Origin of the sequence: Sutcliffiella horikoshii, from assembly GCF_002157855.1 — a bacterium.
Taxonomy (GTDB): domain Bacteria; phylum Bacillota; class Bacilli; order Bacillales; family Bacillaceae_I; genus Sutcliffiella_A; species Sutcliffiella_A horikoshii_C.
In genome coordinates this window covers 1896267-1912588 of sequence record NZ_CP020880.1, presented here as the reverse complement: position 1 = coordinate 1912588, position 16322 = coordinate 1896267, and the positions used below count along the sequence as shown (strand labels likewise).

The 16322-nt window shown below is 41.2% G+C and carries 17 protein-coding genes; all 17 read right to left on the bottom strand.

The features are described 5' to 3' along the window. Positions 1-17: 17 nt before the first annotated feature. The 17 genes from sucC to acpP all read right to left on the bottom strand — a co-directional run bounded on the left by sucC (position 18) and on the right by acpP (position 16244). The gene (gene sucC, locus B4U37_RS09905) at positions 18-1178 is read right to left on the bottom strand and encodes an ADP-forming succinate--CoA ligase subunit beta (protein ID WP_088018098.1); all 1161 of its coding nucleotides are present in this window, start codon (positions 1176-1178) and stop codon (positions 18-20) included. Between the two features lie 226 nt (positions 1179-1404). Then, a complete protein-coding gene (locus B4U37_RS09900) occupies positions 1405-1701 on the bottom strand; it encodes an EscU/YscU/HrcU family type III secretion system export apparatus switch protein (RefSeq protein WP_088018097.1) in 297 nt (98 codons plus the stop codon). After that, entirely contained in the window at positions 1698-2744 is a 1047-nt protein-coding gene (locus tag B4U37_RS09895) for a hypothetical protein (protein WP_088018096.1), read from the bottom strand. Before B4U37_RS09895 ends, B4U37_RS09900 begins: the two co-directional genes overlap by 4 nt. 12 nt (positions 2745-2756) lie before the next feature. After that, on the bottom strand, positions 2757-3527 hold the full coding sequence (locus B4U37_RS09890; protein WP_088020238.1) for a ribonuclease HII: 771 nt from the start codon (positions 3525-3527) through the stop codon (positions 2757-2759). Positions 3528-3581: 54 nt separating this feature from the next. Beyond that, positions 3582-4439 (bottom strand): ribosome biogenesis GTPase YlqF, encoded by an 858-nt coding sequence (ylqF, locus tag B4U37_RS09885; RefSeq protein ID WP_088018095.1) that lies wholly within the window; start codon positions 4437-4439, stop codon positions 3582-3584. Positions 4440-4691: 252 nt separating this feature from the next. Further along, entirely contained in the window at positions 4692-5243 is a 552-nt protein-coding gene (gene lepB, locus B4U37_RS09880) for a signal peptidase I (RefSeq protein ID WP_088018094.1), read from the bottom strand. 163 nt (positions 5244-5406) lie between these two features. Continuing rightward, a complete protein-coding gene (rplS, locus tag B4U37_RS09875) occupies positions 5407-5751 on the bottom strand; it encodes a 50S ribosomal protein L19 (protein ID WP_010193413.1) in 345 nt (114 codons plus the stop codon). Between the two features lie 130 nt (positions 5752-5881). Next, positions 5882-6622 carry a tRNA (guanosine(37)-N1)-methyltransferase TrmD gene (gene trmD, locus B4U37_RS09870; RefSeq protein ID WP_088018093.1) on the bottom strand — a complete coding sequence of 247 codons (741 nt, stop codon included), beginning with the start codon at positions 6620-6622 and terminating at the stop codon, positions 5882-5884. 1 nt (position 6623) lies between these two features. Beyond that, positions 6624-7142: a ribosome maturation factor RimM gene (rimM, locus tag B4U37_RS09865; protein ID WP_088018092.1), complete on the bottom strand. Its 519-nt coding sequence runs from the start codon at positions 7140-7142 to the stop codon at positions 6624-6626. Positions 7143-7281: 139 nt separating this feature from the next. After that, complete coding sequence (locus tag B4U37_RS09860) at positions 7282-7512, bottom strand: KH domain-containing protein (protein ID WP_088018091.1); 231 nt, start codon at positions 7510-7512, stop codon at positions 7282-7284. Between the two features lie 8 nt (positions 7513-7520). After that, on the bottom strand, positions 7521-7793 hold the full coding sequence (rpsP, locus tag B4U37_RS09855; RefSeq protein ID WP_010193419.1) for a 30S ribosomal protein S16: 273 nt from the start codon (positions 7791-7793) through the stop codon (positions 7521-7523). Between the two features lie 118 nt (positions 7794-7911). Further along, on the bottom strand, positions 7912-9258 hold the full coding sequence (gene ffh / locus B4U37_RS09850) for a signal recognition particle protein (RefSeq protein WP_088018090.1): 1347 nt from the start codon (positions 9256-9258) through the stop codon (positions 7912-7914). 12 nt (positions 9259-9270) lie between these two features. Next, positions 9271-9609 carry a putative DNA-binding protein gene (locus B4U37_RS09845; protein WP_088018089.1) on the bottom strand — a complete coding sequence of 113 codons (339 nt, stop codon included), beginning with the start codon at positions 9607-9609 and terminating at the stop codon, positions 9271-9273. Positions 9610-10167: 558 nt separating this feature from the next. Further along, complete coding sequence (ftsY, locus tag B4U37_RS09835) at positions 10168-11166, bottom strand: signal recognition particle-docking protein FtsY (RefSeq protein WP_088020236.1); 999 nt, start codon at positions 11164-11166, stop codon at positions 10168-10170. Positions 11167-11185: 19 nt separating this feature from the next. After that, positions 11186-14752 (bottom strand): chromosome segregation protein SMC, encoded by a 3567-nt coding sequence (smc, locus tag B4U37_RS09830; protein ID WP_088018087.1) that lies wholly within the window; start codon positions 14750-14752, stop codon positions 11186-11188. A gap of 271 nt (positions 14753-15023) precedes the next feature. After that, the gene (gene rnc / locus B4U37_RS09825) at positions 15024-15767 is read right to left on the bottom strand and encodes a ribonuclease III (RefSeq protein WP_425329156.1); all 744 of its coding nucleotides are present in this window, start codon (positions 15765-15767) and stop codon (positions 15024-15026) included. A gap of 243 nt (positions 15768-16010) precedes the next feature. Beyond that, positions 16011-16244 carry an acyl carrier protein gene (gene acpP / locus B4U37_RS09820; protein WP_010193151.1) on the bottom strand — a complete coding sequence of 78 codons (234 nt, stop codon included), beginning with the start codon at positions 16242-16244 and terminating at the stop codon, positions 16011-16013. Between the last annotated feature and the right edge of the window lie 78 nt (positions 16245-16322).

Genomic DNA, 16322 nt, shown 5'->3' with positions numbered 1-16322 from the left:
AATGTCCCCTGCCTTTCTTATCCTACTTGCGCTACGATTTTTTGTGCACCATCAGCCATGGATTCTGCTGCCACGATGTTTAAGCCAGACTCACGTAAGATTTGCTTTCCTAGGTCTACGTTCGTACCTTCCAAACGTACTACTAGAGGTACTTCAAGTCCTACTTGTTTCGCTGCTTCCACAACACCTGTAGCGATGATGTCACACTTCATAATTCCACCGAAAATGTTAACGAAAATTCCTTTTACATTATCATCAGAAAGGATAATTTTGAAAGCTTCTGTTACTTTCTCAGCAGTTGCTCCGCCCCCAACGTCCAGGAAGTTAGCAGGGTCCCCACCATAATGTTTGATAATATCCATAGTTGCCATAGCAAGGCCGGCACCATTAACCATACATCCGATGTTTCCATCAAGTGAAATGTAGCTTAGATCGTATTTGGAAGCTTCGATTTCTTTTGCATCTTCTTCTTCCAGATCACGGTATTCTAAAATGTCCTTGTGACGGTATAGTGCATTGGAGTCGAAGTTAAGTTTTGCATCCAATGCCATAACCTTTGCGTCACCCGTAACAACAAGTGGATTGATTTCTGCGATGGAGCAGTCTTTCTCCACGAAAGCTGTATATAGGCTCATCATGAATTTAACCGCTTGTCCAACCAACTCTTTTGGTATGTTGATGTTGAATGCAATACGACGAGCTTGGAAACCTATTAATCCTACAACAGGATCAACCACTTCTTTGAAGATTTTTTCTGGCGTTTGCTCTGCCACTTCTTCAATTTCTGTTCCGCCTTCTTCAGATGCCATTAGGACAACTCGGGAAGTTGCACGGTCTAATACAAGTCCGATATAGTATTCTTTCTTGATGTCGCATCCTTCTTCGATAAGTAGGCGTTTTACTTCCTTACCTTCTGGGCCCGTTTGATGAGTAATTAACGTTTTGCCTAGGATTTCACCCGCATATTCACGAACTTCATCCAAATTCTTGGCAACTTTCACTCCGCCCGCTTTACCGCGGCCACCAGCGTGAATTTGCGCTTTCACAACACAAATTTCTGTTCCTAGTTCTTTTGCAGCTTCTACTGCTTCTTCAACAGTGAACGCTACACGGCCATTTGGAACAGCCACCCCGTATTTTCTGAGGATCTCTTTTCCTTGATATTCATGGATATTCATTTCCCATCCTCCAATCTTATGTATAACAGAACATTATTTAAAAATAGACTGCGCTTTCATTTTATTAAATGAGCCAACAAATGTCTACCTTTCTGCAAAAATATTATACTATTTTCAAAAAATTAATAGATTGACATCCTATTTTGTCGAGAAAAAGAAGCTAATTAACAATAAGATGTGTTATTTTACAGATTATTCAATCTATTTTCATTATGTTAAAAAACCTTCACGTGGTGTTTTTCACATTCTTATTCTCTTCTTTATGAAGCTTGTACACATAGGCCAAGACTTCTGCTACCACCTCATATAATTCTTCCGGTATTGTTTCATTTAATTCTAATTCCATTAGTATTTCCAATAAAGCCTGGTCTTCCTGAACGGGGATATTATGCTTTTTGGCTTCCTCCAGAATGTTTTCAGCTATGAGTCCAGTGCCCTTTGCCTGCACCACTGGAGCAATACTTTTTTGTTGTTCATATTTTATGGCGACTGCTTTTTTTCGCTTTATGATGTTTTTACTCATATTCGGATGTCCACCCCTTCCTTTGGTGGCGCCAAAATCGTCCTTAGATAACCTAATGGTATCCCAGGAGTATGGTCCGTTTCCTTGCATTCTGTTTTCACATTGCTTAATGTATAGCCTATTTTAGCGAGGTTCTCCTTAAGCAGTGGTGCGCTTTTTTCCACAAGTGATTCTAGCGCAGGATAAGAATGTTGAAAGGAAATACCGATTACTTTCTTTTGAACGAGTACGTCCACCATTACGGAAGAAAATATAGGCAGATCTAGCAATAGAACAACACGGCAATATTCCGAATCCAGCTCCTCGTTCTTTTGTTTGGAGCTTATATGCACATACCATTCTTTTGATTCATTTTCCATGTTAACAGGAATAGGTAAAAAAACATGATGCAGGTTTCCTTCTTCTCTTGTTAGAAGTTGAAAACTCGTCAATTTGGAAATGAGCTGGCCAATGGCAGCTTTTTCTTCAGGAGTTGTTGCCTGGTTCATATAATTCAAGAGTAATGGCTTCAACTGTTCTAACTTAGCTTCTGACAAAGGCTGGTCTTGTCGAATATAATTGTTTAAGTTTTGTTCGAAATTCAATCCAAGTAAAGGTAGTACTTGTTTAATAAAATGCAAGGTTTCTGTTTTGTTGTTAAGAGTCTGTGGAAGTTGCATGTTTCGAATGACATCTATTAATTTTTCCTGAACTGGTGTTGGAAGATTTGCTTTTTCAAGATAAGTTTCCACTTTGGCTAGATTTTGTAGTATCGTTTCCTTATCGGAAAAACTGGTGACCATCATTTGAAGCTTCTCAGGTAGGTTGGTAAGTCCATTTCGCTGCACTAATACTTTAACCAGTTCCATTGCTTTCTCTTTTTGTGATGGGGGAAGGCTGTCTATAGCCTCTGTTACTTCTTTTAAAGAGGTTGAAGGCATCTTCCCCCCTATTTGGGTTATAAGTACCTGAGTGCTTACCTGTGCGGTTTGTGAAGTGGCAGGAAAAGCCGTCGCTTGGTTTTGGGCTTTTCCGACTCCAGAGCCTAACGGTGAAATGTTCATAGCTAACTCCTTTTAGTCAACCAATTCCTTTACTGGTGAGAATGATCGACGATGTTCTCGGGTCACCCCAACTTCTTCTAAAGCGATTAAATGCTCTCGGGTTCCATATCCCATGTTTTTATCAAATCCATACTGTGGAAATTCAGATGCAAGGTTCTTCATATAAGCATCCCTTGTCTCTTTAGCCAACACAGATGCCGCTGCGATGGATATACTTGTCGCATCTCCCTTTATGATGGATGTTTGTGCTATATCTACTTCTAGTTTCATGGCATCAATCAGGAGATGATCAGGTAGGAGGGACAGGTTTTTCACTGCCTCCATCATGGCAAGCTTGGTTGCTTCATAGATATTCACCTTATCTATATCGCTTGGCATGATAATTCCTATTCCGTAACTAAGAGCATTCTTTTTAATATAATCATAAAAAATCTCGCGTTTTTGCTGGCTGAGTTTTTTTGAGTCTGTCAGTCCGGGCAACTGAAAATTTTCAGGCAAGATCACAGCAGCTGCAACGACCGGTCCTGCCAGAGGCCCTCGACCGACTTCATCTATTCCAGCAATGTACCGGGACCCTTTCTCCCAAAGAGCACGTTCATATTTTTGCATTTCTCTGAACTGATTTATAAGCTTCTGTTTTTCCTCTTTCCGCTTTTCCCATCTACTTAAAAGTACCTGTACACCTTTACGTTCATCACTTTTTATTGAAAGGAGGAAAGAGTCTTGCTCATTTTCCGTTTTGGCTAATATTTGTTCTATCTCTTTTATCGACAGCTTTGCCACATTTTCCACTCCATTTCCCCAAAAGAAAAAGGCTGCACGGATGACAGCCTTTTTCTATAGTTTTTCTGGTCTTTCTAAACTGATTTTCCCTAGCTTTTCCGAACGGATCTCACGAATAACCAATTCTGCGGTCTTATCATAATCGATATGTCCACCACTCATTTTACAGCCGCGTTTTGAGCCTATCGCATCAAAAAGTTCGACTATATCCTCAGGGATTTCCTCAAGACCGTAACGATCCTTCAACCTTTCAGGGTAAGCGTCGGTCAAAAATCTTAAAGCAAATACGGCAATATCCTGCAGGTTAATAATCGTATCTTTAATGGCACCAGTGGTAGCTAAGCGGTAGCCGACCTCCTGATCCTCAAATTTCGGCCAGAGAATTCCTGGGGTATCGAGCAGCTCCAATTCTTTCCCGACTTTAACCCATTGCTGAGCTTTTGTTACACCTGGTCTGTCTCCTGTTTGAGCGATATTTTTCTTCGCCAGCCTGTTAATCAGCGTTGATTTCCCAACATTGGGGATACCAACAATCAACGCTCTGATTGCTCTAGGTCTTATTCCGCGAGATTGCATTTTATCAAACTTCTCTTTTAACAGCTCTTTTGATAATGTTGCAATCTGTTGAATACCTTTACCAGTTTGGGAGTCGATGGCAATCGCTTTAGTTGATGAACCTGGAAGATTAAAATAGTCCAACCATTCCCGGGTTACTTTTGCATCTGCCATATCTGCTTTGTTTAATAGGATGATTCTTGGTTTATTGGAGATGATTTCGTCGATCATCGGGTTTCGTGATGAAACGGGGATGCGGGCATCTACCAATTCATAGACGATATCAATCAATTTAAGTTTTTCTGTTACTTGTCTGCGGGCTTTCGCCATATGCCCGGGAAACCACTGTATTGTCATGAGAATTGCCTCCTGAAGTCCTTGCAAAAAAACATTTATTTTGAGTTTCTGTAAACACCGCAGTTGATTTCCGCAAATGGCTTCGCTTTCCTAGGGGCACTGCTGGAGCCTCCTCGGCTTTCGCCTGCGGGGTCTCCAGCTAGCGCTATCTCCCTCAGGACAAGGAAGGCTTCGACAGCGAAACATCGCACGAAGAAAATGCGTAGCATTTTCGAGGAGTCTTCGCCTTTTGCTCTAATCAACTGCTAGGTTCTACTTTACCATTCTTAAGTCTGGTAGCGGCCAGTAGACGATATTGGTTTTGCCTAATACTTCTTCTTGTGGAACAGTTCCGATATGACGGCCATCCTTACTGAATCTCCGGTTATCTCCCATTACAAAGAGATGACCTTTTGGCACCTTTTTTAGGCCTGTCTTTTCTTCCAATGTGAAATCTTCCGTTAATGGACCATCAGGATACTGAGCCTTATAACTGTCTAAATATGGCTCATCGTAAGCTTGTCCATTAATATACAGAACATCATCCCGGTATTCCACTTCGTCGCCCGGCAGACCGATGACACGCTTGATATAGTCCTTATCTTCTGTTGCATGGAACACAACGATGTCAAATCGTTCCGGTTCGCCAACTTTATATCCGATCTTGTTCACGATCATTCTATCTTGATTATGCAGAGTGGGCATCATGGAATCACCATCTACCACAATCGGTGCAAAAAAGAAATAGCGTATTGCTGCTGCAAGAATTACTGCGATAGCTAAGGCCTTTACCCATTCCCATAGCTCATTTTTAGAACGTGCCATATCTGTTCCTCCGCCGTTTTCATTATGTTCTCTTGTTTAAATGAGAATTTATATGTAATTCTACTTCAATTATATACCTTGTTTTGGTTTATACAAAACTTAGATATTGCGCAGCCGTTTTTTTAGTAAAAAAAGAGAGCTTGTCTCCAAGCTCCCCTTTTGATTATCGAATCTCTTTGATACGCGCTTTTTTACCACGTAATGCACGTAGGTAGTAAAGTTTCGCACGACGTACTTTACCACGACGAACTACATCAATTCCCTCAATTTTAGGGGAATGAAGTGGGAATGCACGCTCAACTCCAACTCCGTAAGAGATCTTACGAACTGTGAAAGTTTCGCTGATTCCGCCGCCACGACGCTTGATTACTACTCCTTCATACACCTGAATACGCTCACGCGTTCCCTCTACAACCTTAACGTTAACACGTACAGTGTCACCAGGACGGAAAGAAGGAAGATCAGTTTTCAACTGCTCTTGAGTAATATCTTGAATTAATTTTTGCATAGTTTTCTGCTCCTTTTCCACAGATGCTCATACCATACTTATTTGATGCAGCGGAACATCGTTTTTAGACATAGCAATAGCTAAGTCACAAAGAGTATAATAGCATATTAGAAAGATAAAATCAATATGCCTAGTCCTCTTTTTTTATTTCTTCGAGCCATGCTCGTTGTTGATCTGTAAGTGGATATTCATCAAATAAGTCAGGTCTTCTATTCCAAGTTCTTCTGATGGACTCTTTTGTCCGCCATTTTTCAATATGTGCATGATTTCCTGAAAGAAGTACGTCTGGCACTTTCATGCCACGAAAATCAGCCGGTCTCGTATAATGGGGATGCTCAAGGAGTCCGGTACTAAAGCTGTCCTGTTCATGGGAAGCCGCTTTTCCTAATACATCTGGAAGTAAACGCACTACACTGTCTACAATAACCATTGAAGCAAGTTCCCCGCCGGTAAGAACATAGTCGCCAATGGAAATCTCATCTGTAACCACATGTTCTCTTATTCGTTCGTCATAGCCTTCATAATGACCGCAGATGAATATCAAGTGCTCTTCTTGTGCCAGTTCTTCTGCTTTCTTTTGCGTATACCGCTCTCCCTGGGGACACATCAGAATAACTCTCGGTTTATTACCAGTTTGGTTTTCCTCTGTAAGAGATGATACTGCATCAAATATCGGCTGGGCTTTGAGAACCATTCCAGCTCCGCCTCCATAAGGGTAGTCATCGACTGTCTTATGTTTATTGTCCGCGAACTCTCTGAAATCGGTCACACTGTATTGAACGGCACCTTTCTCCGCAGCTTTGCTCAGAATGGAAGATCCAAGAACACCTGTAAACATCTCCGGAAAAATGGAAAGAATATCAATCTTCATCTTAAAACAATCCTTCTAATGGCTCTATAATGATTGTTTTTTCCTGCACGTCCACTTTCTTTACTACTTGATCGATATAAGGGATCAAGATATCCTTCCCTTTCTTTGCCTGTATGACCCAGACATCATTTGCTCCCGGTGTCAGTACTTCCTTAACAGTGCCTATCTCCTCCATTGTTTCCTGAAGGATGACTTTACACCCAACGATTTCGTGAAAATAATATTCCCCTTCTTCCAGCTCCCCTAGTTGATCTTCCGGAACCTTGACAATGGCACCTTTGAACTTTTCCACTTCGTTTACATTATGGAATCCTTCGAATGTAAGAAGATCGAAGGATTTATGTACCCTTCTAGATGCCACCTTAACTTCTACAGGTTCTTTTTCATTTGGCAAGAATAAGTATAGAAGATTTCCCTTTTTATAACGTTCATCCGGAAAATCCGTTCTGGAAACCACACGCACCTCACCTTTTATCCCATGCGTATTAACAAGCTTACCTACATTGAACCATTTTGACATTTCATGCACCTCCACGCGCAGTATTTATCTGACTGTTCTATGTATTATAGCGTACCCCTATAAGGGAACACTTTAATCTAAACTTTGAGTAATTATCATTATTCAACCATAAGAAAAGGGGAAGCATCAAAGCCTCCCCCTACTCCATAATCTCTAATTGTACTCGTTTATTCTCGTGAGAAGCAGCAGCGAACAAAACTGTCCGGATTGCTTTTGCAATTCTACCCTGCTTGCCAATCACTTTCCCTAAATCATCTTGATGCACAGTAAGTTGGTACGTAAGAACATTACCTGTTTCTTTTTCCGTAACCACTACATTTTCTGGATGATCTACTAACGACGTCACAATTGTTTGGATTAGATCTGTCATTTTGCCTCTTACTTACCTAATTTGGCATTGTGGAATTTTTCCATAATACCTTCGTTAGAGAAAAGGTTACGAACTGTGTCAGAAGGCTTCGCGCCATCTTGTAACCATTTAAGAGCTAGTTCTTCATTGATTTTAACTTCAGCTGGTTGTAATACTGGGTTGTAAGTTCCAACTGTTTCAATGAAACGTCCGTCACGAGGAGAACGAGAATCTGCTACTACAATACGATAGAATGGGGATTTTTTAGAACCCATACGTTTTAAACGAATTTTAACTGCCATTTAATATAGCACCTCCGAAAATATTTCACACAAGATAGTATGATAACAAGTAGTTACTTGTTTGTAAAGTGTTTTTTCTTGTCACTTTATTTATTAAGAGAAAAAATGCTGTTGATGCTTACATGAAAGGGAATTTGAAGCCGCCTTTTTTACCTTTTCCTTTTTGCATGCTTGTCATCTGTTTCATCATTTTTTTCATCTCTTCAAATTGTTTGAGTAGACGGTTAACTTCCTGAATAGGTCGTCCGCTACCTTTTGCTATCCGCTTTTTGCGGCTAGCGTTGATTAGATCTGGATTATCTTTCTCCGCTTTGGTCATGGATTGGATAACTGCCTCCACGTGACCAATCTGCTTTTCATCCACCTGGACATTTTTTAAGCCTTTCATCTTGTTGGCTCCAGGAATCATTCCCAGTATTTCATCAAGTGGGCCCATGTTTCTTACTTGGCCAAGCTGTTCCAGAAAATCATCAAACGTAAAGTTCATCGTACGCAGTTTCTGTTCAAGCTCCTTGGCTTTCTCTTCATCTACATTCGATTGTGCTTTCTCGATAAGAGTCAGCACATCTCCCATACCTAAAATACGAGAGGCCATACGTTCAGGATGGAAAGGCTCGATGGCATCCAATTTTTCACCCATACCAATATACTTGATTGGGGTATTGGTTACCGCCTTAACGGATAATGCAGCTCCACCTCGTGTATCTCCATCAAGCTTTGTTAAGACAACGCCAGTCAAGCCAAGCTGTTCATTGAAGCTTTGCGCTACATTTACAGCATCTTGTCCTGTCATTGCATCGACAACAAGGAAGATTTCATCCGGGTTGGAGATTTCTTTTACCTGTTTTAACTCGTCCATTAAGTTTTCATCCACATGCAAACGTCCGGCAGTATCGATCAGCACATAATCATGGTGCTCATCTTTCGCTTTTTGGATGGCTTGCTTTGCGATTTCAACGGGACTTACCTGATCTCCTAAAGAGAATACAGGCATGCTGAGTTGTTTTCCAAGTGTTTCAAGCTGTTTAATCGCTGCCGGTCGGTAAATATCCGCCGCAACTAAAAGCGGCTTCCTATTGTGCTTTTTGCGCAATAAGTTTGCAAGCTTTCCTGTTGTCGTCGTTTTACCAGCACCTTGTAGACCTACCATCATAATGACAGTTGGCGGTCGGCTGCTTACAGCTATTTTACTTTGCTCTCCGCCCATAAGCGCGGTGAGTTCTTCTTTTACCACTTTAATTACTTGCTGACCGGGTGTAAGACTTTTCATGACTTCTTGTCCAACTGCACGTTCATTCACGCGTTTTACAAAGTCTTTCACTACTTTGAAGTTAACATCCGCTTCAAGCAATGCCAGTCGAACTTCACGCATCATTTCTTTAACGTCTTGTTCGCTTACCTTACCTTTTCCGCGGATCTTCTGTATCGTATTTTGCAAACGGTCGGCTAAACCTTCAAATGCCATGTATGCCGCCCCCTAATCTAATTTCTCAAGCGACTCGATCAGCGCTAAAAGAGACTGGCCGTAAAGCGGTCTTTCCGCTTTATCGACTTCATCTTTCATCTGCTGCAAAAGCTTCTGCCGCTCTTGAAACTTTTGAAATAACAAAAGCTTTTCTTCATATTGCTCAAGCATCTGTTCTGTACGTTTTATGTTATCATACACTGCTTGACGACTTATGTTATATTCCTCTGCTATCTCACCAAGGGAGTGATCATCTAAGTAATACAAAGACATATAGCTTCGTTGCTTTGGTGTTAACAACGACTGATAGAAATCATATAGATAGTTCATTCTCGTTGTTTTTTCAAGCATCCTCTTCACTCTCCCTTGTTAAGTGAAATGCCTTTACAATAGCTTAGTTTACAGGTTGGAATATGGAATGTCAAGTTTTTTTCTTGACTGGGGGAAAAGCGAAAATGAGAGAAAACATATTACCACCTTAGGTTCTTTTATACTTGAAAAATATTTGTTGGTTGGTTATCCACCGCTGTTCCTTTCCGCATATGGCTTCGCTTTCCGCGGGACGGTGTTTGAGCCTCCTCACTTCGTTGCGGGGTCTCAATCAACCGTTACTCCCCCGCTGGAGTCTTCGCCAATTGCTCCAATCCACAGCTGAAAATTGAGTAGATGTAACGTCTTTTTCATAGACCCTTAAATTAATGAAACCTTCTTGTTGATTGAAGTGGAAGGCGCGCAGACGCCCGCGGGAGGAAGGGATAGGGAAGACCCCGCAGGCGAAGACGAGGAGGCTTCCAGACCGCCCGCAGGCAAGCGAAGCGCCTGGAACGGAAATCAACAGGTTCCCACAATTTCTTCTCTATATAAAAGCCGCCCGTCAGAGTGGAGGGGCGGCAAGTGATGATTTTTTTATTAGCTTTCTTGTGCTTCTTCTTTTTCCATCATATCTGCAAATAATCCGTACACATATTGCTCTGCATTGAACTCCTGCAAGTCTTCTGCTTTTTCCCCTAAACCGACAAACTTGACCGGAATTTTCATTTCATTTCGGATAGCAAGAACGATTCCGCCCTTTGCGGTACCGTCAAGCTTCGTCAAAACGATTCCCGTAACATTCGTTGCTTCAGAAAAGATCTTCGCCTGGCTTAATGCATTCTGGCCAGTCGTTGCATCCAGAACTAGCAGAACTTCATGCGGTGCACCCGGAACCTCGCGCTCAATGACACGCTTCACCTTTTCCAGTTCCTTCATTAAATTGACCTTGTTTTGAAGTCGACCTGCTGTATCACAAAGAAGTACGTCAACTTTACGAGCTTTAGCGGCTTGGAGGGCATCATACATAACAGCTGCAGGATCTGAGCCCTCTGATTGCTTGATCACATCCACTCCAACACGTTCGCCCCATACTTCAAGCTGGTCGATAGCGCCGGCACGGAATGTATCTCCCGCTGCAAGAAGAACACTTTTCCCCTCTTGCTTCAGTTTCTTAGCAATCTTTCCTATAGACGTAGTTTTCCCTACTCCGTTTACCCCTACAACCAGAACAACCGTTAAGCCGTCTTGTTGAAAGTTGATGGTCGGAGACACGTCATCTCCGGCTTGATAGATCTCCACCAACTTTTCAGAAATGACACTTTGAACCTCGCGGGGATCTTGAATGTTGCGTCGTTTCACTTCCATTCTAAGCTCATCAATCAATTCCATCACGGTGTTAACGCCAACATCCGCTCCGATTAAGATTTCCTCCAATTCTTCGAAGAAATCTTCATCGACTTTGCGATAACGAGCGACAAGGTCATTTACTTTACCAGAGAAGGAATCACGAGTTTTCGTTAATCCTTCTCTGAATTTTTCCGTTACGGAATCTGTTTGGGTGGTAAGCTTTTCTTTCAACTTTTTAAAGAAACTCATTTTCTCATTCTCTTCCTCTCTATTTAACAAGTTCTTTGGATTCTTCTAACCGGACAGAGACCAATTTAGAGACACCGGATTCTTGCATCGTTACTCCGTAAAGAACATCACTGAATACCATCGTTCCTTTGCGGTGGGTGATGACGATGAACTGTGTTTCTTCACTGAACTGCTTTAAGTATTGGGCAAAGCGGTGTACGTTGGCTTCATCAAGCGCCGCTTCCACTTCATCAAGGATGCAGAACGGCACAGGTCTTACTTTTAGTATTGAGAATAACAAAGCAATTGCCGTTAACGCTCTTTCTCCCCCTGACAAGAGACCAAGATTCTGCAGTTTTTTACCAGGCGGTTGTGCCACAATATCTACGCCCGTATTCAGCATGTCTGACGGATCAGTTAGCACAAGATCTGCCCTTCCTCCTCCAAATAAAGAGCGGAACACATCGTGGAAATGCGCACGGATATTGGTGAAGGTCGTCTCAAAGCGTTTTTTCATTTCCTCATCCATCTCACCGATAACCTGGAATAAGGTGTCTTTTGCTTCTTGAAGATCGTCCTTTTGTACCTTAAGGAATGTATATCGCTCGCTTACTCGATCATATTCCTCTATTGCCGCGATATTGACTGTGCCAAGCTCCTCGATGGCAAGCTTGATCAGTTTTAACTTTTTACGCGCTTCTTCTAACTCCATCTCAAGTGGATAATCTGCTTTTGCCGCTTCAAAGGACAGCATATACTCTTCCCTTAAATGGTGAAGTCTATTATCTAATTCCACATCCAGACGGTTCATTTTCACTTCTTCCGCCTTCAAAACTTCAGTAAGCTGTTTATACTGCCTTTTTAAATCTTTCAATTCAAGCTCTTCTTGTTCCACCTTTTCGTGGTAAGAAAGCCTTTCTGCACGACGTTCCGCTATAAGCTTCATAGTGGTATTTTTGTCTTGTAACTTTTCAGCCGCAGCCACTTCCAGTTTTTGTTCACCTGAGGAATTATCATTCATTTCACTTTGTAGTAGAGAAAGATCTTCTTTAATGTCAGTCAATCTTTCTGTGGCTTGTTTAAGGTCTGTTTCAATAGTATCCACTTTTTCTGATTGATTAGTAAGCTTTTCTTTTTTACCCGCATAATCAACTTTTAATTGTGTCAGCTCGTTTTGTACGTTTTCTTTGTTTGCATGTTGCTCCAACCTTAAGGAGTTTAGCTCGGCAATCTCTTTGTCTAGAGCAGCAATCTGCATTCCAACCGTTTTCAAATCAACATCTAGTTTTGCTTTTTTGTTGAGGGCATCCTTCATGGATATGGTGAGCTGTTGCTTTTCATAGTCATATAAACTTAAATGTTCATTGACGTTTTTCTCTTCTAGTTCCACTTCCCGAAGTAAGCTTGCAACCTGCTGTTCTTTATATCTTAGTTCCTCGCCAGTTCCCTTTAGTTCTATAACTTGAGACTCTTTCTCTTCTATTTTCTTCTTAAGTGTCTTGACCTGATCTTCAAGCAGGGCCGTTTTATTCTCCATCTCTTCTAGTTTAGCTGAAATAGAATCAAGTTCACGACCTCTACTTAAAAGGGAATTCGATTTTTGTTTAACGGCTCCGCCTGTCATAGATCCACCGGGATTTACCACATCCCCTTCTAATGTCACGATCCGGTAACGGTGCTGAAGGATGCCTGCCAACGCATTGGCTCCTTTTAGGTCTTTAGCGATGACAATGTTCCCCAAGAGGTTATTGACGATATTTTCATAGGCTTTGTCGTACTCCACAAGCGAAGCAGCTAATCCTACAAAAGCTTCATGTTGACTAATCTGATTCACTTGATAGTCTGATAATGTCCTAGGTTTCATAACCGTCATTGGCAGGAACGTCGCACGGCCAAAACCGTTCGTTTTCAGGTATTGGATGGATGTTCGCGCATTTTGCTCATTGTCCACAACGATATGCTGTGTCGCACTGCCAAGGGCAATTTCAATTGCTGTCTCCACATCCTGATTTACTTGGATGAGTTCTGCAACAGCCCCTTTAATTCCAGTAAGCCTATTCTCATCCCTTGCTTTCAGAATTTCTTTAACACCTTGAAAGAATCCTGTAAAATCTCCCTGCATGGTTTCTAGCATTTCTTTTCGAGCACGTGTTTGCTGCAAGAATTGGTATGCTTGATACAAGGTTGTTTCTTTTTTCTGATAGGACTGCTTAAATTGTTCCAGATTAGCTTGCTCAGCTCTGAAGCGGTCAACAGTTTGATTCAACTCTTCCTGTACCTGTTTATGGTCAGTGAGCACCTTATCTTTCTTCTGTTGGGTATTAGCCCTTAAATCGACATACTTCCGGTTTCCCTCGTCAAGACGGGTTACTTTCATGCCTTCTTGCTTTTCTTGCTGCTCCAAGTAAGAAACTTCGTTACGGATTGCTGCCTGTTTATTTAGAAGTTCAATATAATCACTTTTTAAAGCGTCTATTTTTCCTTCGATATTTTGGTCAAATTGTTCGTTGATCACTTGTTTTTCCTTAAGTTGTTGCTCTGTTAATACCAATTCTTGACGAAGGGTATCTAAAAGAAGTTTTTCGCTTTCCAATCTTTTCTTTTGAGCATCAATAAATTCAGCAAGCTCCACCGATGAACTTTCCAATTGGGCACGGTTTGTCGTAGCGTTCTTCTTCCGCTCCTTCAAAACTTCTTTTCTTCCTTCAAGTTTCTCCAGCTCCGAACTAGCCACTAAAAGTGCCTGTTGCAAAGAATCAATGGATTCATCCAACGCCGCCACTTGGTCCTTATACTTTTCAAGTGTTGCTTCTTTGTGGCTCAATTCAGAAGATAGAACAAGCTCTTTTTCGGTGCTGTTTTTAACTTCCAGAGAATTTTGTTCCCATTTTTGATGAAGTTCTTCTATTTCGTGCACCGTCACGCCTACTTCTATTTGTTCAAGCTCTTCTTTTTTTTCCAGATAATCTTTGGCAATGGATGCTTGTATTTTTAACGGCTCCACTTGTCCTTCCAGCTCATGTAAAATATCTGATACCCGGTTCAGATTCTCTTGGGTATCCATAAGTTTACTCTCGGCTTTCTTTTTTCTGGATTTGTACTTAAGCACACCGGCCGCTTCTTCAAAAATACTTCGACGCTCTTCTGATTTACTGCTCAGGATTTCTTCCACTTTACCTTGGCTGATGATGGAAAAGGCTTCCTTCCCAAGACCGGAATCCATGAAAAGGTCAACAATGTCTTTTAATCTGCAGGTTTGTTTATTTATCAGGAATTCACTGTCACCGGACCTTAGCGCCCTTCGTGTAACGCTCACTTCCATATAATCTATCGGCAAGATGCGATTACTGTTATCAAGTGTCAGTGTAACCTCTGCCATGTTTAATGCTCTTCTGCTATCACTGCCGGCAAAAATGATATCTTCCATTTTGGAACCGCGGAGGGATTTGGCTGATTGTTCTCCCAGCACCCATCTGATGGCATCGATAATATTACTTTTTCCGCTTCCATTCGGACCTACGACGGCTGTGACACCTGGTACGAAATCTACGGATATTTTTTCAGCAAACGACTTAAACCCTACTACTTCCAATCGTTTGAGGTACATATTCCTCACCTCGTTTAGTTTCTTAACCTAATAAAATAATGATTCCATGGTACGCCGCTGTTAATTTACGCAAATAGTTTCGCTTTCCTAGGGGCGCTGCTAGAGCCTCTTCGGCAAGCCTGCGGGGTCTCAACCTAGCGCTATCTCCCTCAGAAGTCTCCGCCTTTTGCTCCAATTAACAGCTAGAAGTGTTTACTATTTTACGGACCTTATGTAACAGAAAAGTAAGCAATCCTTAAGGTATATTGAGACACCAGAGGATCGCCTACCTTCATTTTCTGACTTTTTTTAATTTCTGGAGAGCAAATTGAGCGGCATGTTGTTCTGCTTCTTTTTTAGACCTTCCGACTCCAATCCCCATCTCTTCTTTGTTCAAGGAGACCTTAGACACAAATTCACGGTTGTGGGCCGGGCCTTTTTCTTCTAGTACTTCATACTCAATTATTCCAAGTGCATTTCGTTGTATCATCTCTTGCAGTTGACTTTTAAAATCCATCACATGAGAAAAAGCACCTTCATTAATCTTAGGATACACATACTTTTCAAGGAATTGAAAAACAGTCTCTAGGCCAAGATCCAGATACAAGGCGCCGATAAATGCCTCAAATACATCGGCAAGCAGTGCTGGTCTCGCTCTTCCACCTGTTATTTCTTCTCCTTTACCAAGCAGTACATATTGTCCGAACGAAAGATCATTGGCGAATGAAACCAAAGAAGGTTCACATACAATAGACGCTCTTAGTTTTGTTAATTGACCTTCACTCATCATTGGATATTTTTTATATAAAAATTGTGAGATGGTCAACTCTAAAACAGCGTCACCCAAAAATTCCAAACGCTCATTGTCCTCGTAAGGCTTTCTGCGATGCTCATTCACATAGGATGAATGGGTGAAAGCTTGATATAAAAGTTTCTCATTATGAAACTTAACTCCTAATTTTTCTTGAAGCATAACAAAATTCTTTATTGTTGCTTCGTTTTTCATTTCATTTATTCTACTTTTGCTTCTGGTCATGTAAAGGAGCCTCCAACATACAATCTTCTTTCACTAAGATGGCAACGTTCTTCTTTTTGTTGATGAAAGTTGTATAACATTACTATTTTAACAAATTATTTAGAGGATACAAATAGCAACTTGCTTTAAATTATGTATATTACGTAATCTTTTATTGCTAAAAGGTATTTTTATCCTGTATTTCAAAGTTTATTATGCCCATAAAAACAAAAAGTCCCACCTTAGTGGGACAATCAAGAAAGATTAAGCGTTTGCTTTTATGTAGTTTACCGCATCGGCAACTGTTGTAATGTTTTCTGCTTCATCGTCTGAAATTTCCATATCAAACTCGTCTTCAAGCTCCATTACTAGTTCAACTACATCAAGAGAGTCAGCACCCAAATCGTCTTTGAATTTGGAGTCAAGGTTCACCTCGGACTCATCTACACCTAAACGATCAACAATGATCTTTGTTACACGCTCTAATACATCTGCCATAACTTTCACCTCCCCTCAAGTATTATAGTGAATTTAACTTTAAAAAACTAGTGTTTGTCGTATTTATTAACTCCCTGA